Consider the following 23332-nt stretch of genomic DNA (forward strand, 5'->3'; position numbering starts at 1 on the left):
TTAGGCTACGCCCTTTCAGTGAAAAGAACAAGCTTACAGACGGCCTGTTTGCAAAGCTTTGATGCGAGTCTCAAGTGGTGGGTGAGTCATGAACAATTTTGCAAGACCACCTTTGTCACGGTTTGAAATCATCAACGTCGCTGTGGCTCCCTCTTCAGGTGGGATTGGCAACTCATAGACAGCTTTAAGCTTTTGCAAAGCCGCAATCATGTTCTCACGAGAAGAGTATTTAGCTCCGCCCGCATCTGCGCGGAATTCACGACGGCGAGAGAAGTAATTCACAACAATAGAACCTAGTAATGTGAACGCGATATCGCCCAAGATCGTGACTGCAAAGCGCACAAGATCACGGAATTTTTCGTCCACGTTAGAAGCCACAATGTTCGCAAGAATACGAGAGAAGAACATCGCAAACGCATTCACGATACCTTGGATCAAAGTCATTGTGACCATGTCTCCGTTAGCAACGTGGGCAATTTCGTGGGCAAGAACACCTTCGACTTCTTTGTCATTCATTCTCTGCAAAAGTCCTGTAGAGACCGCCACAAGAGAATTGTTTTTTGAAGGACCTGTTGCGAAGGCATTGATGTCGATAGATTCGTAAATACCAACTTCTGGCATTTTAGAAATCTGCGCGCGGCGAGCCAGTTCATGAACTTTATTTACAAGAGCGCGAAGTTCCGGATTTGGATTGTTGGGTTCAATGACTTTTACGCCATGGAACATTTTCGCCATCCACTTTGACATCAACAAAGAGATGAAAGCGCCACCCATACCCCAAACCAAGCAGAACGCCATGAGGAATGGAATGTAAGAGTTAAGACCTGCAAGGCCCAAGAAGCGGCTTACCAAAGACCAAACAATGCCGATGGTAGCGATCACAAGAATGTTTGTGAGAATAAATAAGCCAATACGTTTTAGAAATGCCATTAAGTTCACTCCTTTTAGAGTCACACTATTAATAATGATAACTCTAAAAGGAATGTCAATGCCATCACATCACGTCGTGACGGGTTGCTTTTGATTCTTTTGACCAGTGCCGTTAGGGGTGGTGCTAAAATGGAACTTCAAAATATCTTTTTCCAGTTCCACATTGACACGTCCACCGTCGACAAGGCGTCCAAAAAGAAGTTCGTCGACCAGAGCTTTTTTCAGATGTTCGTCCACAACGCGAGCCAAGGGGCGCGCGCCGTAAACTTTGTCGTAGCCTTTTTTCATTAGCCACTTAATGACTTCTTGAGAAACATTCAGTTCTACTTTTTTCTCTAGAAGAACCATCTTAAGCTCATCCACGAATTTCTGAGTGATCTTAAGAACCATATCCTCCGACAAATCACGGAAGGAAACAACGGCATCCAAACGATTGATAAACTCTGGCGAGAACGCTTTTTTAATCGCATCCATCGAAAGAGAACTGCGATTTTCTTCCACCATGCCAATCGTGCCGCGCGAAGTTTCTAAGGCCCCGGCGTTGGATGTCATGACGATGATCACATTTTTAAAGTCAGCCACGCGTCCATTGCTGTCGGTGAGTCGTCCGGCATCCATCACTTGCAACAGCACATTTGTCACATCAGGATGAGCTTTCTCAATCTCGTCGAGCAAAAGAACGCTGTAAGGATGTTTGGTCACGGCTTCGGTGAGCAAGCCACCTTCTTCGTAACCCACATATCCCGGAGGCGCTCCGACCAAGCGGGCGACGGCATGTTTTTCCATGTACTCACTCATATCAAAGCGTTCAAAGTGAACTCCCATGATTTGTGCGAGCTGACGGCAGACTTCGGTTTTACCGACACCTGTGGGGCCCGTGAAAAGGAAACTGCCAATCGGCTTGTTCGGTCGACCTAAACCACTGCGCGCAAACTTGATGTTGGCAACAAGGCGGTCGATCGCGTCGTCTTGACCGAAGATAAGAGCTTTGAGTTTCTTATCAAGATCTTTAAGCTGCGTTTTTTCAGTCGAAGAAATACTTGCGATTGGAAGACCCGTCATCTTCGCAATCACTTCTTCAATTTCTGGAGCATCAATTTTAATATCTTCTGCATTTTCATATTTCAAACGGAAGTGAGCTCCGGCCTCATCCAAAACGTCGATGGCTTTGTCGGGCAAAAGTTTTCCGTGAATATGTTTTTGCGAAAGTTCCACAGCCGAACGCAAGGCTTCGTCCGTGAATTGGACTTCGTGATATTCTTCATAAGACTTGCGAAGTCCTTTAAGGATTTTCACGCAATCTTCTTTAGAAGGTTCGTTGACGTCGATTTTTTGAAAGCGACGATTCAAGGCCCGATCTTTTTCAAAGTACTGACGATATTCGCTGTGAGTGGTTGAACCGATACAGCTGATATCACCACTTGCAAGAGCAGGTTTTAATAAGTTCGAGGCATCCATGGAGCCGCCACTTGTTGCTCCGGCTCCGACAATTGTGTGAATTTCATCGATAAATAAAATCGCACCTGGACGTTTTGCGATGTCTTTGACGACCGCTTTAAGACGTCCTTCGAAATCTCCGCGGAATTTAGTTCCGGCAAGCAAGCCTCCTAAATCCAAAGAGTAAATCACAGCGTTTTTTAATTTTTCAGGAACATTTCCTTGCACGATTTTTTGCGCAAGTCCCTCGGCAATAGCTGTTTTACCAACGCCGGGCTCACCAATGAGCAGCGGATTGTTTTTCGTGCGACGGCAAAGAACTTGAATCGTGCGATCCAAAATATCTTCGCGGCCAATCAAAGGATCTAATTTTCCCTGTTTGGCTTTGTCATTTAAGTTCACGCAAAAACTTTCAAGCGGGGAGCCGCGACCTTCTTCGTAAGCTTCGCCTTGATATTCTGAAGGACGGGAAGACGCTGCTGGCGGAATGTCGTGTTCTTTTCCGTCTTTTGTGATGCCGTGAGAAATGTAATTAATGATATCGAATTGAGTAAGCCCCTGCCGCGCCAACGCAAATGTGGCGTGCGAATCTTGTTCGTAAAATAACGAAACCAATAAACTTCCTTCACTGATTTGATTGCGTCCTGCGCTTTTCATTTGGATGGCAGCGCGCTGGATCAGTCGGTGACAGGCCAAAGTAAACTCTGGCGTCCACGACTCAAATCCTCCGTAAGAAGAAAGTTGGTCATCAGTTATTTGGGGGATACCGACTTTAAGATGATCGCGAAGATCTTGACGAAGTTTTTGGACGTTGACGGCACAGGCCTCTAAGATCTCAACCATCACCGGCGATTCGGTGAGGACTAAGAGTATGTGTTCCAACGTCACAAATTCATGATGGTGGCGTTTCGCGAGTTCTGTAGCTTCTGCGAGCTTGCGCTCAAGTTCCCGGCTCATCATGCTTCCTCCTCCAGTGTACTTTTCAGGGGATACTGATTGAGTTGCGCGAACTGGTTGACTTGCATCACTTTCATCTCGGCAATCTCTAGACTGTAGACCCCGGCGACACCTGCACCCTTCTTATGTACATCTAACATGACTTGTGTTGCTTGCTCTTCTGTTTTTGCAAAAAAACGACGCAATACAAGGACGACGAAATCCATTGGGGTATAGTCATCATTGAGAAGAATCACCTTATACATCTTAGGTGTGTCTAATTTCGGGACGATCTGGACGCCCGCTTCCCCCTCAGGATTCGAGAATGGATAGTTGCTGTTATTATTATTGTTATTATCACCCATGCTTTTATTCTACCTTATGACTCAATTTGAGCACTCTTTCGTCTTTAGCAAGTCTAGTCCCTTGTGAAAAGCTGTAGAAAAGTCGAGAATAGAGTATGAACCTAAGTGTGTTTGATGGACGTTAAAGGGAACGGTTTGTGGGTTCATATTTCGAGCACTCTCTTGCATTCATCTTTTAATTTTGACACACTTATGTGGGTAAACAGAAAAAAAGAACCATGGAGGTCTTTAATGTCTTTTTCATCTAGAAATTCTCAGCGCGGTTTCTCGCTCGTTGAGTTGATGGTCGTTGTGGCGATCATCGGTATCTTGGCGGCGATTGCTATTCCGTCAGTCAATAAGTACATGGCGAAAGCTCGTCAGTCTGAAGCAAAAACTAATCTCGCTTCTTTGTATACTGCTGAGAAGGCTTTTTTCTCTGAATATAATATTTATGATAGCCGTTTTGGTGCCGTAGGTTATGTTCCAGAAGGTGGCTTGAGATATAATATTGGTTTCACTGGGACGACTCAAGCGGGGCCAACAAATAATTATACATTGACTCCTACTATTACGGGTATTTCGGCTTCTGCTGTATGTAATAACTCGAACACGGCTAACTATACAAATGGTTGTAAAATGCTTGCTGGAGTGACAGGGCAATTGCCGCCGGCTATTGTGGCCGGAATGTGTCCTGCTTCTCCAAGTGTGGCAACGGCCGGCTGCACAACTAACGCCAATGGTACATTTATGGCTGGTGCTGGTGCTCGTATTTCTGCTAGTGCGGGTGTTGATGATTACTGGGCGATTGATAGTTCTAAGCAATTGCGTAATACACAGGATGGAATCCGCTAAGTTTTGTTAATGAGTATCGGCATACAAAGAGACTCTATAAGTTTATCTAAAAATGGAATCCTGAGTTTTGTGCTCGGGATTCTTGCTTTTTGCCTGGTGTTCATAACGCAAACACAGCATTCGACGTTTCAAGTTGATTTCAAACGTCATCTCATTCCCCCTCCGCCGATGATCGAGCGAATTAGTTTTGGTTATTCTGAAGTCATAGCTGACTCTTTGTGGATTCGATCACTGCAAGATTTCAGCTACTGTGATCACGAGATTGCGAAAAATGTATGTCGCAATAATTCGTGGCTTTATAAAATGATGGATTCAATAACAAATCTTTCTCCAAATTTTAGAATTGCGTATGCCGCCGGTGCTTTGGCTTTAACTGTGGTTATTACAGATGTTGAAGGAGCTACAAAAATTTTTGAAAAAGGAGTAAAGGCGTTTCCCCGTGATTGGCCAATTTTGTATCGGGCTGCTTATCACTATTTATATGAAGTAAACGACAAAAAAAAAGCTGCAGAACTCTTGGTTCAAGCCGGGCAAAATGGAGCTCCACCTTGGGTTTTCACATTAGCAGGGCGTCTTTATTCTGATTCCGGCCACATAGAACTAGCGGAATCTCTTCTCCAAGAAATGATTCGCAACGAACAAGACCCAACTCTCATCAAACGCCTCCAAGATAAAATCAATTCCATGAAAAACGCGGATTCTTCTAAATAGAAGCATTGCGTCCAATCCGAGAATCACTAAATTTTCTAAGGAAGCATTGACGGAAGCTCTGTCGTCACCATATTTTGAATTGCACTCGTACATTCAATGACTTACGGAAGATTATGGCTCAAAGAGACTACTACGAAATTTTAGGCGTACCCAAAGATGCAGAACAAGATGCGATCAAAAAAGCGTATCGCAAATTGGCTATGCAATTTCATCCGGATAAAAATCCGGGGAATAAGGAAGCCGAAGAAAAATTCAAAGAAGCCGCTGGAGCTTACGAAGTTTTAAGTGATCCACAAAAACGCGCGCAATACGATCGCTTCGGTCACGATGCATTCACAGGTCGCGGTGGTGGAGGCGCAGGCTTCCAAGATGTTGACGATATTTTCGCACACTTTGGCGATATCTTCGGAGACTTCTTTGGTGGAGGCATGGGCAGTCAACAAAGACAACGCCGCAATCGCAATGAGCCTCGCCGTGGTTCTGATCTTCGTTACGTCACTGAAGTGACTTTGAAAGAAGTCATCACAGGTCTTGAAAAAGAAATTGAATTCGATACAGAGAAAAACTGCGACGACTGCAAAGGCACGGGTGCTGAAAAAGGCTCGCAAGTTGTGACCTGTACAATGTGCGGAGGCTCTGGCCAAGTTGTGCGTTCGCAAGGTTTCTTTGCGATGGCATCAACGTGCCCGCAATGTCACGGACAAGGCACACAAATTAAAAATCCATGCAAATCATGCAAGGGCAAAGGCCGCGTGAATGAACACCGTAAGATCCGTCTTAACATTCCGGCTGGAGTTGATACGGGCACTCGTCTTCGTGTTGCAACTGAAGGTGAGGGTGGATACATGGGAGGTCCTCCAGGGGATCTTTATGTTGAGATTCGCGTGAAACCTCATTCACACTTTGAACGTCGTGGAGATGATCTCTTCGCAGAACTTTCTGTGCCTTATGTGCAAATGCTTTTAGGTGCAGAAATTGAAGTTCCAACAGTGACGGGTAAAGCGAATTTGGAAATTCCAAAAGGCGCGCATCCGGCTGACAACGTAAAACTTCAAGGTGAAGGTTTGCCATCACTGCGTGGAAATCGTCGCGGGGACATTTATTTCCATATCAATGTGCAATTCCCAGATAAACTTAATAAAGACGAAGAAAAACTTCTGCGTGAGATTGCAAAAGCTCGCGGTCTGAAAGTCGCGCCTGAGGGCGGTGGTTTTTTTGGACGGAAGAAATAAGTTCCGACATTGGTGAGTGTCGGAACTCTTCAAGCTCGAAAATAAATTTACCCACCACGCTTCTTATTGTGTTTCGCGCGATGGATATTATGACTTGCGCGGTCCTGCATTTTCTCTAAGTGAACTTTTTCTTTCTTCGTCACTTGTCCGTCGGCGGCGGCTTTGTTTTCGGCCTTATCGATGCGTTCTTGCTGCTTTTCAAGGCGGGCAGCTTCTTTTTCCGTCAGTGAACCGGATTTTTCTCCTTGTTCGATGCGTTTTTCCTGACGGGCGGCACGTTTTTCTTCGCGGGTTTCGGCTTGCGCCAAAGTGAAGATCACAAGGGAGGAGGCGATGATGGCGGCCATTTTCAAAGTCAAATGAGTCATATTCATTCCTTTCTGAAAGGTTCTGCATGTACACCCACAACCAGGATACGCCCGGCCCATGAAAACGACATTAGAATCAGATTTAAATTTTTTAATTTCGTTGCCTCAAAACAAGGCAAGTGAGGCCTTAGGAAATTGAGGCCCCGGCGTTGAAGGGTTTGCGCCGAGGCCTAGAGGGGCTTAAATGTTTGGGTATTTAAGAGAGGAGCGAGGACCCATAATGCCCAAGGGTGCCTGATAACACGAGTTAAATAACCGTAAGGTGTTGAAATTGTTCATTAAAATATTGTCATAAAAAAAGAACTGCGCTAGCTTGACGAAACTGAACAAGGCCCCACATTTAAAGTGCTAAATGCAGTTAAATTCATGGAAGTTAAGGAGATTTTGGTATGGGTAAAATAATTGGTATCGACTTAGGAACGACGAACTCGTGCGTTGCGATTATGGAGGGCGGTGAGCCTAAAGTTCTCGTGAACGAAGAGGGCGCTCGTACCACTCCTTCAGTTGTCGCATACACCAAAGATGGTGATCGTTTGGTCGGTCAAATTGCCAAACGTCAAGCTGTGACGAATCCGGAGAACACAATCTACTCTGCGAAACGTTTCATCGGTCGCAGATTTGAAGAAGTTCAAGAAGAAATCAAACTTGTTCCTTACACTGTTGTTGCTAAAGGCAATGACTGTGCCTTCAAGGTTCAAGGTAAAAACGTGTCTCCAGAAGAGATCGGTGCAGCGGTTCTAGCTAAACTTAAAAAAGTAGCTGAAGACTATTTGGGTGAGCCAGTCACTGAAGCAGTTGTAACAGTTCCAGCTTATTTCAACGATGCGCAAAGACAGGCGACAAAAGATGCCGGTCGTATCGCGGGTCTTGATGTAAAACGTATTATCAACGAACCGACAGCAGCAGCGCTTGCTTACGGTCTTGATAAAAAGAAAGATGAAAAAATCGTGATCTACGACTTCGGGGGAGGAACGTTCGACGTGTCTATCCTTGAAGTGGGTGACGGCGTTGTCGAAGTTCGCGCTACAAACGGTGATACTCACTTGGGTGGTGACAACTTCGATACAGTGATCTTGGAATGGTTGATTACAGAGTTCAAAAAAGATCAAGGTATTGATCTTAAGAACGACAAAATGGCTTTGCAACGCTTGAAAGAAGCGGCAGAGAAAGCGAAAATTGAACTTTCTTCTGCGCAAGAAACTGAAATCAACTTGCCGTTCATCACAGCAGATCAATCAGGTCCGAAACATTTGCAAACGAGATTGTCTCGCGCAAAATTCGATCAAATGACAGAAGACCTGGTAAAACGCTCTATGGAGCCTTGCCGTAAAGCTTTGGCTGATGCGGGTATCAAGTCTTCAGAAATCGATGAAGTGGTTCTAGTCGGTGGTTCGACTCGTATCCCTGCGATCCAAAAAGCAGTGAAAGACTTCTTCGGTAAAGAGCCAAACCGCACAGTGAACCCAGATGAAGTTGTGGCAGTTGGTGCCGCAGTTCAAGGTGGTGTCTTGGCCGGTGAAGTCAAAGACGTGTTGTTGCTAGACGTAACTCCACTCAGCCTTGGTATCGAGACTTTGGGTGGCGTGATGACGACATTGATCGAGAGAAACACAGCGATTCCTACTAAGAAATCACAAGTGTTCTCGACAGCGGCAGACAACCAACCAGCAGTGGACATCCACGTTCTTCAAGGTGAACGTAAGATGGCTTCTGACAACAAAACTTTGGGACGCTTTGAGCTTGTAGGTCTTCCTCCAGCTCCACGTGGCGTGCCTCAAGTTGAAGTGACATTCGATATCGACGCCAACGGTATCTTGCACGTCAATGCAAAAGATATGTCATCTGGTAAGTCACAACAGATCAAGATCACAGCGCAATCAGGTCTTTCTGAAGAAGAGATCAAACGTGCAGTGAACGATGCTGAAGGACATGCTGAAGAAGATAAACGTAAGGCAGAAGCGGCAACGCAAAGAAACAACCTCGACAACTTGGTTTACCAAACTGAGAAGTTGATCAAAGATTCAGGCGCTCAACTTCCTGAGTCTGAGGTGAAATCTGCGAACGATGCGATTGCTGATGCGAAAAAAGTTCTTGAGAACAAAGCTGCTGAAGCGGATGAACTCAAGTCAAACTTTGAGAAGTTGCAAGCGATCACTCACAAATTGACGTCTGAGCTTTACAAAAAGCAAGGCGCTCAAGGCGGAGCAGGTGGCGACGGCAGCGGCGGCGCTCAACAGCAAGGCGGCGAGTCTTCTGAAAACAAAGGCGACGATGTGATCGACGCTGACTACAAAGATGTAAACTAAGAATGTTCCTTTTCGAAGCCGGGTTGAATAGACCCGGCTTTTTTTTCGTGCTGAGCGCACAATTTCTATGAATACAGTCGAATTTAAAGAACTCTTTGCAGAGGCTCCCTTAAAAACATTCAAGCGCGGTGACGTGATTTATCGTGCAGGTGAAGAACCGCAGAATATCTATTTTGTGGAGTCAGGTCTTGTGGGGCTGGCGCTTTGGGGTGAGTCCGGTAAAGATCATTTGGTGCGTCTGTTTAAACAAGGTCAAATCTTTGGTCATCGCAGCCTGTTCGCCCAAGAAAAATACCATGCAACAGCGACAGTGATCGATGAATCGCAAATTCGTTTTTTAAATAAATCCCAAATGCGCGAACGCATGAAGGGAAACTGTGACCTAGCGGAAAAACTTTTGGAAACTCTTGCCAAAGAGCTTCGTCAAGCCGAAGCGAGGCAGTTGGTCTTAAACGAAAAAGACGCCACAACTCGTATCGCGGAAGCTGTGGTCTATCTTAAAGAACTTCATCCTCAATACGATTGGACAAGGCAAGAGATTGCTGACTTCTGCGGAAGCACAACGCCTACGGTGATTAGGACTTTGGCTAAATTTGCCGATGACGGATTGATCGAACAGCGCGGTCGAGAGATCGTGATTCTCAACCGCGACTTATTACTTTCTCAAGGGTAATTTCAAATAACTGACACCATTGTTTTCCGGTGCAGGCAAATGACCTGCGCGGATATTCACTTGCAGGCTGGGGTACAAAAGTTTCGGTGCCGACAAAGTGGCATCGCGTTCCTGACGGAAACGAACGAATTCTGCTTTCTTCACAGTGGCATTCAATTGAATGTTTTTTTCTTTTTGCTCCTGAACGCTTGTTTGAAAACGAAGTTCACGGTCGTTGGGTTGATAATCATGACCCACGAAAAGGCGTGTTTTTTCTGGAAGAGAGTAAATTTTCTCCGTCACAGAATTGTATAAAGCCTCAGCACTTCCCTGAGGAAAATCGCAACGACCTGTTCCTGAATCCGGCATAAAGATCGCGTCGCCTGTGAATAATGCGTCTTCAATTAAATACGAAGCGCACGCTGGAGTATGTCCCGGAGTAAAAAGAGTTTTAATTTTCAAAGAACCGGCTTCTAAAATCTCGTTCTCTTTTAAAAGAAGATCGAAGTCTGTTCCGTTGGTATTCACATCGGAAAGATTGAAAACCGTTTTAAAAGTTTTCTGCACTTCTGTGATGCGTTCGCCGATGGCGATTTTGATGTTTGGAAAGAAATTTTTAAAAAGTTGTGAACTCGATAAATGATCTGCATGGGCGTGGGTCTCAAGCACATAGTGAGGCTTCAGCTTATTCTCTTTAAGATAAGCTATCACCGGGTCCATGGATTTTGTGCTGAGCTTTCCCGAGGCCGCATCATAATCCCACACAGGGTCAATCACGATGGCATCCAAAGTCTTTGGATCGTGTACAACATACGTCAACGTAGATGTTGTCGGATCGAAGAAATGTTGAATTTGTAAAGCCATAGTCATTCTCCTCAAAATAAGGCTTAAAGCTGATCTCAGAGTAATACAACTTAAACCCAGACCGTTATGATGGCGGGCATAAAGAAAGTCGAATGGATTATGTCCGCGAGCATAATGGTTTTAGGCAGAATAGCTCTAGGATGGGGATAGAGTGAAGCAATAAAAGCGAGGACTCTATGCGTGAATTTACTTGCGAAGAAGTCAAATTGAAACAGAATGAAGGCTCCGCTGGAATGAATTGAAACTGCCAATTCAGAAAGGGTTTTAAAAATGGAAAGTATCGTGATGGCCCTCATCGGCGGCATGATGATTGGACTCGCGTCGTCGCTCATGTTGATTTTTAACGGACGCGTGACGGGGATCAGTGGCATTGCCAATGGTTTTTTAAGTTTCGTTTCCGGCGAAAGATTGTGGCGCGGAGCTTTTCTTTTAGGACTTATTGGTGGCGGTGCCTTGGTAGCCGTGAATCAACCGCAGCTTTTTCAAGTCACAGATCGGTCGCTGACAGTCACGATTTTGGCGGGACTGTTTGTCGGTTTTGGCACAGTGATGGGAAGTGGCTGCACGAGTGGTCACGGCGTCTGTGGGATTTCACGTTTATCGATTCGGTCTCTCGTAGCCACCGCCGTTTTCATGAGTGTTGGAATTTTGATCGCAACTCTATTTAGAAACTTTATTGGAGTTTGATATGAACAAACAAAAACTTCTTCAAGCGTTCGTCGCTCTGATTGTCGGACTGTTGTTTGCGATAGGGCTTGCGATTTCAGGCATGACTCAACCGCAGAAAGTTTTAGGCTTTTTGACTCTTGGTTCGGGATGGGATCCTTCGTTGATGTTTGTGATGATGGGAGCAATTCCCGTTCATGCGATTTCGTATCGATGGATCCGTGGAAAGAAAAGTCCTTTGTTCGATACGAAATGGCATGTGCCACGAGGTAAAGAGATCACAAAACCGTTAATCATCGGCAGTGCCTTATTTGGTATCGGTTGGGGCCTTGCGGGATATTGTCCTGGGCCTGCGCTCACGTCCCTAGGAACGGGCGGTGAGAAAGTTATTTACTTTGTGATCGCGATGGTTGTGGGAATGTTGCTTCATCGTCTTTATATGAAAATCACTACCTAAAAGGAAAAATATATGGAAGTGCTAGGATATATAGGTGCCGCTTTAGTCGGAATATCCTTGGGCCTTTTAGGCGGTGGCGGTTCGATTTTGTCAGTACCTCTTTTCGTTTACTTCTTTGCTTTGCCACCAACTCAAGCGACAAGTTATTCTCTTTTTGTCGTGGGCGTCGCCAGTGCCGTAGGTTTTGTAAAAGCCTGGAAAGCCGGAAACACTCGTTTATCTAGCGGCGTTCTTTTTGCAATTCCGTCTTTTCTGGGAGTTCTTTTTATTCGTCGTCTTTTAATGCCTTATATTCCGGAGAGCCTAAGCCTGCTGGGCTGGAATATTTCTAAGGAATCTTTGGTGATGAGCAGTTTTGCCCTAGTTATGCTGGCAGCATCCCTGTCAATGTTGCGTCCACGAAAAAGCACATTGCCAGTTGAGAAAACGGCGCCCCTTAGTTTCGCTTTTAAAGCTTTTTTGGTTGGTTCCGTTACAGGCTTTGTGGGCGCTGGAGGTGGTTTTCTTATCGTGCCGGCTCTAGTTGTATTAGGCGGGCTCACTATGAAGCATGCTGTAGGCACTTCTTTAGGGATCATTGCTGTGAATTCACTTTTAGGGTTCGCTAGTGATGTGGCTGTCAATGTTGCTATTGATTTCAGTTTTCTCCTTTTAGTGACTTTTATTGCGGTCGGCGGAATCTTTGTCGGTTCCTATTTTGGAAAAAGAACTTCTGAGGCCCAATTAAAACCAGCGTTTGGTATTTTCGTTCTCCTATTGGGGACAGGAATTTTTGCGCAGCAACTTATGAAATTATAAATTTGACCTCAGCCTCTTAAGGATTACGATTTAAGAGTGAGGTCTATATGAGTAAAGAATTGTATCCCGTTCCCTCTGAAGTCGCAAAAAATGCACTTATCAATGAAGCAAAATACAAAGAAATGTATGAACGTTCGATCAAAGATCCGGAAGGTTTTTGGGCCGAGCAGGCCGAGCGCTTAGAGTGGTTTAAAAAATGGGATAAAGTCAAAGAAACGTCTTTCAAAAAACCAGTCAGTATAAAATGGTACCAAGGTGGAAAGTTAAACGTTTCTTATAACTGTATTGATCGTCATTTGGCAAAGCGCGGGGATAAGGTGGCTCTTTTGTGGGAGCCGGACAACCCTTCAGTCCCTGTCAGAAAAATCACCTACAAAGAGTTGCACAAGGAAGTCTGTCGTTTTGCAAATGTCCTAAAAAAAATGGGCGTCAAAAAAGGCGACGTTGTTACAATTTACATGCCGATGATTCCCGAAACTGCTTTTGCAATGCTGGCTTGCACGCGCATTGGTGCGGTTCACTCGGTTATTTTTGGAGGGTTTGCTCCGGATTCTATCGCAGATCGTATCAATGACGGCGAGTCTCAATTCGTCATCACAGCTGATGCAGGTTATCGCGGTAGTAAGTTGATTGCTCTCAAGGAAAATATCGACAAGGCTTTGCAAAAAGCGACGATCGCTAAAAAAGTGATCGTCGTAAAATACGCGAACAATCAGATTGAAATGCAGAAGGATCGTGATTTCTGGTATCATGATCTTGTTAAAGAAGTCAGTGATCAGTGTGAGCCTGAGCAAATGGATGCTGAAGATCCTTTGTTTATTTTATATACGTCAGGCTCGACGGGAAAACCCAAAGGTGTGTTGCATACGACGGCGGGATACTTGGTGTATGCTAGCGCGACTCATCAGTATGTTTTTGATTATCACGAGAATGACATTTACTGGTGCTCTGCGGACGTAGGTTGGGTGACAGGGCATAGCTACATCGTCTACGGTCCGCTCGCAAATGGTGCGACGACATTATTCTTTGAAGGTGTTCCGAATTACCCAACTCCATCTCGCTTCTGGGAAGTCGTCGATAAACATAAGGTCTCTATTTTTTATACTTCACCAACGGCTATTCGTTCCCTCATGCGCGAAGGCGACGCTTTTGTCACAAAAACATCTCGAAAATCTTTAAGAGTTTTGGGGTCCGTTGGAGAGCCGATTAATCCGGAAGCATGGATTTGGTATCACGATATTGTGGGGGATAAGCGTTGTCCTATCGTCGATACTTGGTGGCAGACGGAAACCGGTGGAATTTTAATTTCACCGCTTCCAGGAGCGATACCGACAAAACCGGGTTCGGCGACACTTCCGTTTTTTGGTATCAAACCCAAACTTCTCACCAACGAAGGACAGGAAATTTCCGGAGCTGGTGAAGGAGTGTTGGTAATAGCGGATTCCTGGCCGGGACAAATGCGCACCGTGTATCGTGATCACAAGCGTTTTGAAGAAACTTATTTCTCGAACTATGCGGGATTTTATTTTACCGGAGATGGTTGCCGCCGTGATGGGGATGGATATTATTGGATCACGGGGCGTGTAGATGATGTGATCAACGTTTCAGGACATCGGTTGGGAACGGCGGAGATTGAATCCGCGTTGGTTTCTAACCATAAAGTCGCAGAGGCGGCTGTTGTCGGTTATCCTCATGATATTAAGGGGCAGGGCATTTATGCCTTTGTCACTTTAAAAACAGGTGAAACTCCAAGTGAAGAATTACGCAAGGAACTTATTCAATGGGTTCGTAAGGAAATCGGCCCGATTGCGACTCCGGATTTAATTCAGTGGGCACCGCGACTTCCTAAAACGCGTTCAGGAAAAATCATGCGCCGAATCCTGCGTAAAATTGCGGAAAACCATCCGGATCAATTAGGCGATACAACGACTCTCTCAGAGCCGGGGGTCGTCCAAGAACTGGTGGACAATAGAATGAATCGGTGATAATTTTGCCGTCTTGCGCTAAAGGGGAAGACTATGACACAAATGATGACTTTGGTTTTGATGGTGCTTGCAGCAGCTTTCAGCCGCTTGATTCCACATCCATGGAATTTTACGGCCATCGGAGCGATGGCGCTTTTCGGTGGAGCTTATTTCCCGTCTAAAAAATTATCTTTGATCATTCCTTTGGCGGCATTATTCGTGAGCGACCTTGTTTTGGGCCTGCACTCGACAATGATTTTTGTCTATGTTGCTTTTGCCGCGATCGTTCTTTTGGGTTGGACTTTGCGTGACTCAAAAAGTGTTGTGCGTATCGGAACTTTGTCCCTTGTGACAAGTTCTTTGTTCTTCCTGATTTCAAACTTTGGTGTTTGGGCGATGGAAGGAATGTATGCTCCAACATGGCAAGGCCTTGTGAACTGTTATGTGGCGGCGATTCCGTTCTTTGATAACCAGATTTATGGTGATCTTTTCTTCTCCGCTTTGTTGTTCGGTGGCTACGAAGCTGTGAAATACTTTGCTCCTGAAATGCTTGGAGCGTCGGCTCAAAAGTAATTCCCAAGCAAAACGTGTAACACATTTTTATTTTTGACACTTTCTAGGAAGTCGCAATACGACTTCCTTCATGTCCAGATCTTCAGAATTTCTGCTCGCACAATTTAATCAGCGTAAGGCGAAGAATCCGCGCTACTCACAGCGCGCGTTTGCTCGCCTTTTGGGTGTCAATCCAGGCCGAGTCACGCAGTATTTCGCAGGCGAGCGTCCTATCACCGCCACAGCGGCTCAGAAAATGTCAGAGAAACTGGGACTTGATAAAGAACAACAAGCCTATTTTTGCTATCTTACGGAGATCGATAAAAAATCTCGCAGCATTGTCGATCCTCGCATCTTGCGTGATGATGAACTCGCTCTTGTGGTGGAGTGGTATCACTTCGCGGTTCTGTCTTTGATTTCCACCAAAGATTTCCGACTGGATTCGGCGTGGATTTCGCGACGATTGGGAATTCCTACTTCTATCGTCGAATCTTCTTTGCAACGGCTGGAGCGTTTGAAGTTTATCACCATTGAAGACGGAAAGGCTCTGGTAGAAAAAGGTCCCATAGCGACTTCTTCGGACATCCCTAACGAATTTTTGCGCCTCTCTCACCAAGATGCTCTTCGCCATATTGTGGATAATATTTCGGCGGTCGCCGTAGAGAAAAGAGATCTTTCCTCCATCACATTGGCAGTGGATGAAAAAAAACTGCCGGAAGCCAAACAGATGATCCGCACTTTCCGTCGTAAGCTCGCTAATTTTCTTTCGCAAGGAAAGAAGAGCCAGGTTTACATGATCAACGTCCAACTCTTTCCTCTTTCGAAAGAGAACTAAATGAAAAGGCTTTTCGTGCTCCTTTTTCTTTTCCCCAGTCTGTCTTTTGCCTCAAGTGGCGGGGACTGGTATGAAAAAGGGAACGGTGGCTTTGTTGTTATGTGCGATAAAGAAGCGCTGATGGTTTTTGATCTCTTTGAGGCGCAGGTTCGCTACAAAATGATTTTTGATGGTCAGGCGCTAGGGACTCTCGATGAACGTGTTGAATATCTTTTAACTAAGTTCGACAAGCACAATAAATCACGGGCCGCTCTTTATCGTCGTTGGTACAAAGAATTTTTTAATGAGGCCGAGTTTATTCCTAATGCGAAGTTTAATCCGACCGGGGACATCGGCTTTGGTTATATTCCAAAAAATTGTTCTTTAGAGCAGGTGATCTTTCAAAGAGCGCCTAATATTTTAAATCAATTTCGTTACTTGATTAATCTGGATTTGTGGCAAGCGCTCTCGATAGAAAATCAGGCCGCTTTGGTGATGCATGAGTTGATCTATCGAGAACTCACCCTTCCTCCTAATATTCACGAAAGCTCGGAAGCCGCTCGCTATTTCAATGCACTTTTAAATTCGGAGCAGTTTCAAAAACTCAGTTATCAACAGTACATCTTAACACTGCAAGAGCTGCGTTTTTCGAAAGCCGATTATGGTGATCTCGTCATCGTAGTCGGTGAGAAAAAATTAGAGGGCGGTTGGTACAAGATTCCTGTCGATTTTTTTGATCGGGATCATTTGAAGTCGGCGACTTTAGATAACGTGCAAAATTTCAAACGTGGAAAATTTGTCTATGACAGCCGTTGTGCCGCAGAGGCGATCGACATTGGAACCGTGGCTTCCTTTTTTCCGCAGGGACAAATCCGCCTTCTTGCTGTTCGCCAAACATTTCCCGATCTTTGCGGGCTTCCTTACTTTGATTATGAGAATGCAGAGACTAAACTCCGCTTGCACGGCACTCGTTGGTCATTCAATGAAACCGGGCAACTGATCACCTTGGCTGGGAACTACAATGTGAACTCGGAAGTGCAGATTGCTTTTAATCTTAAAGGGATTAAGTTTGAATTTGGGGCTCAACCGCAGACCATTATCCCCGTCCTGTTTGATTTCGACGATAACGAACGAATTTCTGAGTTTATGCTGGGAACTTCAGCGTGCTTTGATCCGGCAGAAAAAACGGTCCGAATGAATGCAACGACCATAGGCTCAAGTATTTTCTTTAATTACGAGGGCTTAGAACAGGAAGTAGAGGCTCTCGAAGTCTGTCTCATTCCTTAAACCCATTGCCAGAAGAAGGCCTTCCGGGTACAACGACGCCCATGGCTTTGGATATGGCAGGCACTTCCTCAAATAAACTAGGACTTCACAGACCCATCTTAAATGGGAAGGTGAACTTTCCTTTGTGTTTAGCACCCATGGTGGGGCTCACACACGTAGCTTTGCGTGAAGTGATGCGGGAATATCTGCCGCAAGATGCATTCACAATTTGGCCGACAGAAATGCTCAACTCCCGCCGTATTCCTGGCGAAAACTTAGAAAAGACACCCGAGACGATGCGTGCGTCCCACGAAACGGGCTTAGTTCCACAAATTCTAGGAAATGAAGAAGACGCTATTGCGGAAAGTGTAAAGCGTTTGATTGAGTGGGGAGCGGAAGCCATCGACATCAACATGGGGTGTCCGGTGCAAAAAGCTCTTAAGCATAATTACGGTGTGGCTTTGATGGGTGATCCTGACTACGCCGCTGAAGTCGTGCGTATGACTGTCAAAAATTCGTCGATCCCTGTCAGTGTGAAGTTGCGGGCGGTGGGAAGCACCAAAGAATTTGACGAGCTTTTAAGCTTTGTTTCAGGTCTTCGAAATTCAGGCGCAAGCTGGGTGTGTTTGCATCCAAGAACGGCAGCCCAGAAACGCCGTGGTTCGGCGGATTGGGAGCAAATCAAGCAGCTTCACAAGGCGGTTGATTTTCCTGTGATTGGAAATGGCGATATTCAAACTTCTGAAGATGCGATCATGATGCTGCAAGAAACTGGTTGCGATATGGCGATGGCCGGTCGTGGATTGGCAGCTCGTCCGTGGATGTTGTGGCAGCTTGGTGAAGAATTAGGTTTTGCCGCTCCTTTAGGTAAAGAAGGTCTGAGAGCTCCTCGCACAGCTGAAGAAGAAGGTGCTGAGTATGGAAAGTGTTTATTAAAACTAATCGAGCGTTGCCGTCATTATTTTGGCGAAGATCTCGCGATGAGAAAAGTGCGTTTCTATGTGCGCACAACAAGTGTGTGGCTGCCGTTTGGAAATACTTTGGTGGGAATTTGTGCGAAAGCAAAAAACATCGAAGAGATGACAGCCGGAGTTGCGAAATTTTTTGAGGGCTCTATCGAAATGAGTCCTCGCACAGAATTAAGGCAGTAGGTCTTAAGATGAATTGCCTGCTCTGCCAATCCCCCGATTCAGCACCTTTTAAAGTAGAGAAAAAGCCAGAGAGAAGCTATTTCCATTGTGCCGAGTGTGATCTCATCTTTATGAATCCTACAGAACGTTTGAGCCCACAAGATGAAAAAGCGCGCTACGACAATCATGAGAACCAGGGAAGTGCGGGACACGTCGCTTTTCTAGAGCCTCTAGTAAAAGACATCGATACTTATTTTAAATCCGCAGGCCTTGTGCGCTCACAACTTTCGATGTTGGATTTTGGATGTGGTCCGAAGCCTTCACTTTCAGTCCTTTTTGAGATGAAAGGTTATAAAACGTCGAACTACGATTTGTTCTATCACCCGGATCAAGACCAGCTTCGTCGCACTTATCATTTCGTCACAAGCACTGAGGTGTGGGAGCATTTTTATAATCCACGCCAAGAAATTGAAAAACTGCTTCGTCTTGTAAAATCCGGCGGCCTTTTAGGAATTATGACTTCCGCTCACCGTGGAGAAGCCGCTTTTCATGACTGGCATTATCGTCGTGATCTCACCCATGTGGTGTTTTTCTCAGAACGAAGCATGGAGTGGATTGCGCGTGAATTCAAACTGCACGTGCTTAAAGCAAAAAGCCCTTATTGGATTTTTCAAAAGGTGTTTTAGTTTAGTGAAACTGAGGCGCCATCATTTTCCCTGAATGAGAATTTTTGTCTGAATCTTTATAACTCTCTGAATGTTCCGAAAAGTAATTCAGAGGTACGTGTCTGGTTTTCGTAAAAGTGCTTTCTATTTTGGCCCTTTCCTTAACAGGTTTTTCATTTGATGCTGAAAAACTGCAGCTTGCTCTTCTCTGTAAGCAATCTCAAAACTGCGCAACAAAAAGCAAAGAACTTGTCGACCGCCTGACCTTGAGTTGTGAGATGGAAGTCCAAAGCCAAAACTGCGCGGAATTAGCTCATGCTCATCCTGATTGGGCACCCTTGATGCGAAAATGTGATTTTCAAGGTTTGTGTAAGCAACAAAATGAATATGCTGAAAAAGCTGGAATGGCGTGTTTGCGCGGATATAAAAACGCCATGATTGATTTAGGCATTTCTTTGAAGGATATGTCTGTGTCCTTAGCGGGTTTTGTCGATGATACCTGGGAAAAATTCAAAGCGAGCAACAAAAGGCGTAATGAGTTTATCGCAGAGTGTGACAAGTCGTTGGCTTGCAAACGAGATCTTGTGAAAGAAGACCGTCGTTATCGCGATCTTTCAGATGAAAAATTAAATAAACTTTCTGCCGCCTTTTTGTATGTGCAAGCTCAGGATATGAAAGCCTATATGTCATCCTTGGAAAGAGCTCGTCCGAAACCCTACGTGCCGATTTCTGAGCGCCCTCTGCGGGAAGATGTGACGTTGAGCGCAGAACAAAATGACAAGCTTGTGCGATTGCTGGCCATGGTGAGTGATCAGGTCAAAGAACAATATCATCGCTATGCCTGCTACACCCCGGCTGCCCAAGAGGAACTTAAATGTTATGCCTTAGGTAATATCGTGGATCCAACCATGATGGCGGGATATTTTGTTAAAGGTGGAAGAGCTGCGGCTGCCGTAGCCCGTTTGGCTCACGAAGAAAAGGCTCTGGCAGTTGCTGAAAAAATACCACTTCTGCGTTTTTCCAACAGGGGAGAGCTAGTTAAAAACTACCTCGAATTTTCTCCGACAACGGTGGCTCAAAATGAAAAATGGATTTCGCTTGCAGACAAAGGTGTAAGTTCAAAGAACTTGTTCTTTGACGTTGAAAACAGCCAAATAAAAAAACTCAACGACACTTTGAAAGATAAAAATCTCGTTACAAGTCTTACAAACTTTCACAAAGACATTCTGGATAAGAAGATGTCCAGTCTACAAAAGGATTTCCCGGAGTTGGTGATTGATAAGTATTCCGATTTTAAATCAATGCGTTTTGCCTTTGGCGGTAAAATTCCTCCAGATCTTGAAAAACGTTTGCAGAAAATATTTACAGAAACCAACGAAGAATTTTCTTCTTATTTAAAGGACAGTCGTATCTTACGTGAGGGGGACCGCGCACAAGATTGGTTTCGTGCCGGCGTCGGATCTTCAGCGGATCAGGCCAATTTGGCTGCTCGTTACGCTCGTGGTGCACCCACGAACGATATGTATTCTTTTGCGCGAAAAGATCTTCAGGTCGCCATGGGAATGAAACTGAATGCAATTGAAAGTGATCGCATGCTCCTGCGCCAGGCATTTAAGGACACCTCTGTTTTAGAGGGGGCAACTTTGAATCAGGACGCTTTTGATATCGTAAGAAAGAATTCTGGAGACAGTAAGAAAATTTCAGAGGCTCTTTCCAATCGTTTTGGCTTGCAAAGCCTCTCAGAAAAAAATGTGCAAACCTTAGAGCGGTACGTAAAGAGCACGGACGAGTTTTCTCCGGGCCTTTATATTGCCAAGCGTGAAAATGCACATCTCAATGACGCCGCCTTGGGAGGGCTTTCGGCGGATATCATTGGCTTGGGCGGTGCTAATTTAAAAGGAACGGCGGAGGCATTGGTTCAAACCACGTCTATTAATAGTGCTTTAGAAAAAACACGGCTTTCGGAAAAAGCCGTTACCAAGGAATTTATCGAGCAGAAGAAAGCTTTCGAAACCGTCGTAGGACGCTCCGTGGATCCGGGGAAGTTAAAAACAATTTGTTCTGGTGATGATTGTGTATCGGTAGCCACGGCTCCTTTGTCAGAGAAAGATAAAACAAAAATTTTGTCCGGCTTAGCCAATTCCAAGTATTCGGGCTCATTTCGTGTGGCTTTTGTTTCTGACGGAGTGAAAGAGGTTGAAAGCCGCAATATTTTGGCCAATCAGGGCGAGGCCGTTGAAAAGAAACTGCGCAAGGCTCTGAGCTCAAAAATGGAATCACACCGTTTAAAGGGTCTCACTTTCGGGGTGGATATGCGAACACAAGAGCTTAATAGGGGAGGCGTGAAGCTCTTAATGGGAGAAGCTGAAAGTCTGCGTTTAACAACACGAGAAAGAGAATTGATCCGTAAATCATTTCAAGATGCTTTAGATTCTTTAAATCATGAGCTTTCGCAAAGTGGAACTCGCGTTCAGTATACGCCTGTTTACTAGTTGCAAATACGCTCGAGATTTTCTTTAAATTCAGCCGGTTTTTTTAGAATTTTGATTTCATCAAAAACTTGTTTCGCTTCGCCATTTTTTAACGACAAAGCCTTCAACCACTGTTTCGTGCGGGAAACTGCAAAGTAGTCGTTAATATAAAGCGTGCTCGCTTCAAAGAATTGCGGAAGCAGAGGTTTTGCTTTTTCCCAAGACATGTCTTCCACTGGTTCTTGCGAAAGACTTTGCTTGATCTGTTTAAAGATGAATGGATTGCTCATGACCCCGCGGCCGATCATATAATCTTCACAGCCCGTGACTTCCACACAGCGATGAAAATCAGCAACGTTCCAGATCTCACCATTGGCGATAATCTTGGTTTTTGTTTTTTCTTTAATACGAGGAATCCATTCCCAATACGCAGGTGGTTTATAACCATCTGTTTTCGTGCGACAATGAATCGTGAGCCAAGTGGCATTGGCCGCTTCCACCGCTTGGGCAATGTCAATACAGCGAGTAGGATCGTCAAATCCCAAACGAATTTTTGCCGTCACCGGAACCTCAGCGGGAATGGCCTTACGAACCGTATCGACGATTGTGAAAACGCGATCGCAGGATTTTAAAAGACTTGCTCCGCCATCATGTCGGTTCACCGTTTTAGCTGGGCAGCCGAAATTTAAATCAACACCCAAAGCACCCAGTTTCACAGCTCTCTGTGCATTCAGTGCTAAAGGCTCAGCGTGGCCGCCAAGAAGTTGCACAAAGACAGGAGTGCCCCAACGAGTGCGCGAATTTGTTTTTAACTCCGGACAGTTTTTATAAAAAACACTTTCTGGATGCAGACGATCTGTGACGCGCAAAAACTCCGTCACACATTGGTCAATACCACCAATGTGAGTCAGCGTATCACGCATCACCCAATCAACCACACCTTCCATCGGAGCCAAAAACAGTTTCATGAACTAAAGGCCACCCATTTTTTTAACGATGTCGAAGTGTTTCTTTTCAACAGGCTGAACAGAAAGACGAGAGCCTTTTTGCAGAACCACCATATCAGAAAGCTTCTCATTGTCGCGAAGATCTGAAAGGCTCACAAGATTTTTAAATTTCGCAACGTATTCAACTTCCACGCAAAACCAAATCGGTTTTTCTTTCGTGGCTTTGGCATCAAAGTATTCTGATTTTTTTTCGAACTGAGTTTTATCAGGAAACGCAAGCTTTGAAACTTTCGCGATACCTGCAACTCCAGGTGGCTCGGCATTCGAGTGATAGAATAAAACAAGGTCACCCACTTGCATGTCTTTTTGCATGTAGTTGCGAGCCTGGTAATTGCGCACACCTTCCCACGGAGTTGTTTTATCTTTGTGGAGTTGATCAATAGAATAAACATCCGGTTCTGATTTCATCAGCCAGTATTTCATTTGCTTTTCTCCGCTTTGATTTTTCCAGATTTAAAAAACCATTCGCCAGCTTGTTTGCGAAACGTGCTGACTTCATGGTGAACATAATCTTCATCGTCAACGGAATAAAAAGCTTTAAACTCCACCGTGCCCTTCGTACCTTTTTCTTCGGCGTGCACGATTTCAAGTTTTAAAAACTTCGCTCTTTCAGCCCATTCTTTATTGGCGTCGTCATCGATCAGATCCAAAGTTTGCGGATCCGTCGTGTCACGCAAGTACTGCATTTGATTTTTAGCAAACGCCGAATAGCGCGAACGCATCAAAGCTTCCGCCGTCGGAGCCAAAGCTTTCCCTGAGTGATAAACACCACAACATTCAACATAAGATTTTCCAGAACCACACGGACATTTCATATTTTATCTCCGGGCCTGTGGCCCTACACACTGCCGACATCCGTCGTACCAGAAAAGGTACGCCGTACCTATCTGTATTGCGGGGCATTATC

At 45.0% G+C, this 23332-nt stretch carries 23 protein-coding genes; 15 read left to right on the forward strand and 8 right to left on the reverse strand.

The features are described 5' to 3' along the window. Positions 1–33: 33 nt before the first annotated feature. The 3 genes from htpX to clpS form a co-directional block, all read right to left on the reverse strand. Positions 34–930, reverse strand: a complete 897-nt coding sequence (htpX, locus tag ACLSSO_RS05840) for a protease HtpX (protein ID WP_413944335.1) — start codon at positions 928–930, stop codon at positions 34–36. A gap of 69 nt (positions 931–999) precedes the next feature. After that, on the reverse strand, positions 1000–3327 hold the full coding sequence (gene clpA / locus ACLSSO_RS05845) for an ATP-dependent Clp protease ATP-binding subunit ClpA (protein WP_413944336.1): 2328 nt from the start codon (positions 3325–3327) through the stop codon (positions 1000–1002). Beyond that, positions 3324–3668, reverse strand: a complete 345-nt coding sequence (gene clpS / locus ACLSSO_RS05850; protein ID WP_295906214.1) for an ATP-dependent Clp protease adapter ClpS — start codon at positions 3666–3668, stop codon at positions 3324–3326. Before clpS ends, clpA begins: the two co-directional genes overlap by 4 nt. Before the next feature lie 231 nt (positions 3669–3899). Between clpS and ACLSSO_RS05855 the strand changes: the two genes are divergently transcribed. The 3 genes from ACLSSO_RS05855 (at position 3900) to dnaJ (ending at position 6445) form a co-directional block, all read left to right on the forward strand. Then, the gene (locus tag ACLSSO_RS05855) at positions 3900–4502 is read left to right on the forward strand and encodes a type IV pilin protein (protein WP_413944337.1); all 603 of its coding nucleotides are present in this window, start codon (positions 3900–3902) and stop codon (positions 4500–4502) included. Positions 4503–4511: 9 nt separating this feature from the next. Continuing rightward, positions 4512–5213: a tetratricopeptide repeat protein gene (locus ACLSSO_RS05860; RefSeq protein ID WP_413944808.1), complete on the forward strand. Its 702-nt coding sequence runs from the start codon at positions 4512–4514 to the stop codon at positions 5211–5213. 110 nt (positions 5214–5323) lie between these two features. Further along, entirely contained in the window at positions 5324–6445 is a 1122-nt protein-coding gene (gene dnaJ, locus ACLSSO_RS05865; protein ID WP_413944809.1) for a molecular chaperone DnaJ, read from the forward strand. A 47-nt stretch (positions 6446–6492) separates the two neighbouring features. Here dnaJ and ACLSSO_RS05870 read toward each other — a convergent pair whose 3' ends face one another. Continuing rightward, the gene (locus tag ACLSSO_RS05870; protein WP_413944338.1) at positions 6493–6813 is read right to left on the reverse strand and encodes a hypothetical protein; all 321 of its coding nucleotides are present in this window, start codon (positions 6811–6813) and stop codon (positions 6493–6495) included. Positions 6814–7202: 389 nt separating this feature from the next. Between ACLSSO_RS05870 and dnaK the strand changes: the two genes are divergently transcribed. Next, on the forward strand, positions 7203–9119 hold the full coding sequence (dnaK, locus tag ACLSSO_RS05875; RefSeq protein WP_413944339.1) for a molecular chaperone DnaK: 1917 nt from the start codon (positions 7203–7205) through the stop codon (positions 9117–9119). A 67-nt stretch (positions 9120–9186) separates the two neighbouring features. Next, a complete protein-coding gene (locus ACLSSO_RS05880) occupies positions 9187–9792 on the forward strand; it encodes a Crp/Fnr family transcriptional regulator (protein ID WP_295904873.1) in 606 nt (201 codons plus the stop codon). Here ACLSSO_RS05880 and ACLSSO_RS05885 read toward each other — a convergent pair. Continuing rightward, entirely contained in the window at positions 9775–10635 is an 861-nt protein-coding gene (locus ACLSSO_RS05885) for an MBL fold metallo-hydrolase (protein WP_295904871.1), read from the reverse strand. The genes ACLSSO_RS05880 and ACLSSO_RS05885 overlap by 18 nt on opposite strands. A 270-nt stretch (positions 10636–10905) precedes the next feature. Between ACLSSO_RS05885 and ACLSSO_RS05890 the strand changes: the two genes are divergently transcribed. The 10 genes from ACLSSO_RS05890 to ACLSSO_RS05935 all read left to right on the forward strand — a co-directional run bounded on the left by ACLSSO_RS05890 (position 10906) and on the right by ACLSSO_RS05935 (position 21439). Continuing rightward, positions 10906–11322: a YeeE/YedE family protein gene (locus tag ACLSSO_RS05890; RefSeq protein WP_413944340.1), complete on the forward strand. Its 417-nt coding sequence runs from the start codon at positions 10906–10908 to the stop codon at positions 11320–11322. A gap of 1 nt (position 11323) precedes the next feature. Next, complete coding sequence (locus tag ACLSSO_RS05895; protein ID WP_413944341.1) at positions 11324–11758, forward strand: DUF6691 family protein; 435 nt, start codon at positions 11324–11326, stop codon at positions 11756–11758. Between the two features lie 12 nt (positions 11759–11770). Next, the gene (locus ACLSSO_RS05900; protein WP_413944342.1) at positions 11771–12556 is read left to right on the forward strand and encodes a sulfite exporter TauE/SafE family protein; all 786 of its coding nucleotides are present in this window, start codon (positions 11771–11773) and stop codon (positions 12554–12556) included. Positions 12557–12603: 47 nt separating this feature from the next. Continuing rightward, positions 12604–14541 carry an acetate--CoA ligase gene (gene acs / locus ACLSSO_RS05905; RefSeq protein ID WP_295904865.1) on the forward strand — a complete coding sequence of 646 codons (1938 nt, stop codon included), beginning with the start codon at positions 12604–12606 and terminating at the stop codon, positions 14539–14541. A 33-nt stretch (positions 14542–14574) separates the two neighbouring features. Next, complete coding sequence (locus ACLSSO_RS05910; RefSeq protein ID WP_295904864.1) at positions 14575–15093, forward strand: DUF6580 family putative transport protein; 519 nt, start codon at positions 14575–14577, stop codon at positions 15091–15093. 70 nt (positions 15094–15163) lie between these two features. Beyond that, positions 15164–15907 (forward strand): TIGR02147 family protein, encoded by a 744-nt coding sequence (locus tag ACLSSO_RS05915; protein WP_295904862.1) that lies wholly within the window; start codon positions 15164–15166, stop codon positions 15905–15907. Continuing rightward, positions 15908–17173, forward strand: a complete 1266-nt coding sequence (locus tag ACLSSO_RS05920; protein ID WP_413944343.1) for a hypothetical protein — start codon at positions 15908–15910, stop codon at positions 17171–17173. It abuts the gene before it with no gap. A 41-nt stretch (positions 17174–17214) separates the two neighbouring features. Further along, positions 17215–18303 carry a tRNA-dihydrouridine synthase family protein gene (locus ACLSSO_RS05925; RefSeq protein WP_413944344.1) on the forward strand — a complete coding sequence of 363 codons (1089 nt, stop codon included), beginning with the start codon at positions 17215–17217 and terminating at the stop codon, positions 18301–18303. Between the two features lie 110 nt (positions 18304–18413). Then, positions 18414–18968 (forward strand): class I SAM-dependent methyltransferase, encoded by a 555-nt coding sequence (locus tag ACLSSO_RS05930; RefSeq protein ID WP_295904537.1) that lies wholly within the window; start codon positions 18414–18416, stop codon positions 18966–18968. Positions 18969–19084: 116 nt separating this feature from the next. Next, positions 19085–21439, forward strand: a complete 2355-nt coding sequence (locus tag ACLSSO_RS05935) for a hypothetical protein (RefSeq protein ID WP_413944345.1) — start codon at positions 19085–19087, stop codon at positions 21437–21439. On the opposite strand, the gene ACLSSO_RS05940 is transcribed toward ACLSSO_RS05935, so the two are convergent. From ACLSSO_RS05940 to ACLSSO_RS05950, 3 genes are read right to left on the reverse strand one after another with little or no spacing between them, the layout of a single operon-like run. Continuing rightward, positions 21436–22386: a tRNA dihydrouridine synthase gene (locus ACLSSO_RS05940; RefSeq protein WP_413944346.1), complete on the reverse strand. Its 951-nt coding sequence runs from the start codon at positions 22384–22386 to the stop codon at positions 21436–21438. The two genes, ACLSSO_RS05935 and ACLSSO_RS05940, sit on opposite strands and share 4 nt — an antisense overlap. Positions 22387–22389: 3 nt before the next feature. After that, complete coding sequence (locus ACLSSO_RS05945; RefSeq protein WP_295904546.1) at positions 22390–22848, reverse strand: EVE domain-containing protein; 459 nt, start codon at positions 22846–22848, stop codon at positions 22390–22392. Then, positions 22845–23240: a YchJ family protein gene (locus ACLSSO_RS05950; protein ID WP_295904549.1), complete on the reverse strand. Its 396-nt coding sequence runs from the start codon at positions 23238–23240 to the stop codon at positions 22845–22847. The genes ACLSSO_RS05945 and ACLSSO_RS05950 overlap by 4 nt, the downstream gene beginning before the upstream one ends. Positions 23241–23332 lie beyond the last annotated feature (92 nt).

The sequence above is a fragment of the Bdellovibrio sp. HCB-162 genome (assembly GCF_047344985.1).
Classification (GTDB): domain Bacteria; phylum Bdellovibrionota; class Bdellovibrionia; order Bdellovibrionales; family Bdellovibrionaceae; genus Bdellovibrio.

Excerpts from the sequence above, each read along its gene's own strand:
- ACLSSO_RS05880 (WP_295904873.1), top strand. The coding sequence starts at position 9,187 with ATGAATACAGTCGAATTTAAAGAACTCTTTGCAGAGGCTCCCTTAAAA.
- ACLSSO_RS05890 (WP_413944340.1), top strand. The coding sequence starts at position 10,906 with ATGGAAAGTATCGTGATGGCCCTCATCGGCGGCATGATGATTGGACTC.
- ACLSSO_RS05920 (WP_413944343.1), top strand. The coding sequence starts at position 15,908 with ATGAAAAGGCTTTTCGTGCTCCTTTTTCTTTTCCCCAGTCTGTCTTTT.
- ACLSSO_RS05895 (WP_413944341.1), top strand. The coding sequence starts at position 11,324 with ATGAACAAACAAAAACTTCTTCAAGCGTTCGTCGCTCTGATTGTCGGA.
- ACLSSO_RS05925 (WP_413944344.1), top strand. The coding sequence starts at position 17,215 with ATGGCTTTGGATATGGCAGGCACTTCCTCAAATAAACTAGGACTTCAC.
- acs (WP_295904865.1), top strand. The coding sequence starts at position 12,604 with ATGAGTAAAGAATTGTATCCCGTTCCCTCTGAAGTCGCAAAAAATGCA.
- ACLSSO_RS05915 (WP_295904862.1), top strand. The coding sequence starts at position 15,164 with ATGTCCAGATCTTCAGAATTTCTGCTCGCACAATTTAATCAGCGTAAG.
- ACLSSO_RS05940 (WP_413944346.1), bottom strand. The coding sequence starts at position 22,386 with ATGAAACTGTTTTTGGCTCCGATGGAAGGTGTGGTTGATTGGGTGATG.
- ACLSSO_RS05860 (WP_413944808.1), top strand. The coding sequence starts at position 4,512 with ATGAGTATCGGCATACAAAGAGACTCTATAAGTTTATCTAAAAATGGA.
- ACLSSO_RS05900 (WP_413944342.1), top strand. The coding sequence starts at position 11,771 with ATGGAAGTGCTAGGATATATAGGTGCCGCTTTAGTCGGAATATCCTTG.
- ACLSSO_RS05950 (WP_295904549.1), bottom strand. The coding sequence starts at position 23,240 with ATGAAATGTCCGTGTGGTTCTGGAAAATCTTATGTTGAATGTTGTGGT.
- dnaK (WP_413944339.1), top strand. The coding sequence starts at position 7,203 with ATGGGTAAAATAATTGGTATCGACTTAGGAACGACGAACTCGTGCGTT.
- clpS (WP_295906214.1), bottom strand. The coding sequence starts at position 3,668 with ATGGGTGATAATAACAATAATAATAACAGCAACTATCCATTCTCGAAT.
- htpX (WP_413944335.1), bottom strand. The coding sequence starts at position 930 with ATGGCATTTCTAAAACGTATTGGCTTATTTATTCTCACAAACATTCTT.
- ACLSSO_RS05870 (WP_413944338.1), bottom strand. The coding sequence starts at position 6,813 with ATGACTCATTTGACTTTGAAAATGGCCGCCATCATCGCCTCCTCCCTT.
- ACLSSO_RS05855 (WP_413944337.1), top strand. The coding sequence starts at position 3,900 with ATGTCTTTTTCATCTAGAAATTCTCAGCGCGGTTTCTCGCTCGTTGAG.
- ACLSSO_RS05885 (WP_295904871.1), bottom strand. The coding sequence starts at position 10,635 with ATGGCTTTACAAATTCAACATTTCTTCGATCCGACAACATCTACGTTG.
- ACLSSO_RS05945 (WP_295904546.1), bottom strand. The coding sequence starts at position 22,848 with ATGAAATACTGGCTGATGAAATCAGAACCGGATGTTTATTCTATTGAT.
- clpA (WP_413944336.1), bottom strand. The coding sequence starts at position 3,327 with ATGATGAGCCGGGAACTTGAGCGCAAGCTCGCAGAAGCTACAGAACTC.
- ACLSSO_RS05910 (WP_295904864.1), top strand. The coding sequence starts at position 14,575 with ATGACACAAATGATGACTTTGGTTTTGATGGTGCTTGCAGCAGCTTTC.
- ACLSSO_RS05930 (WP_295904537.1), top strand. The coding sequence starts at position 18,414 with ATGAATCCTACAGAACGTTTGAGCCCACAAGATGAAAAAGCGCGCTAC.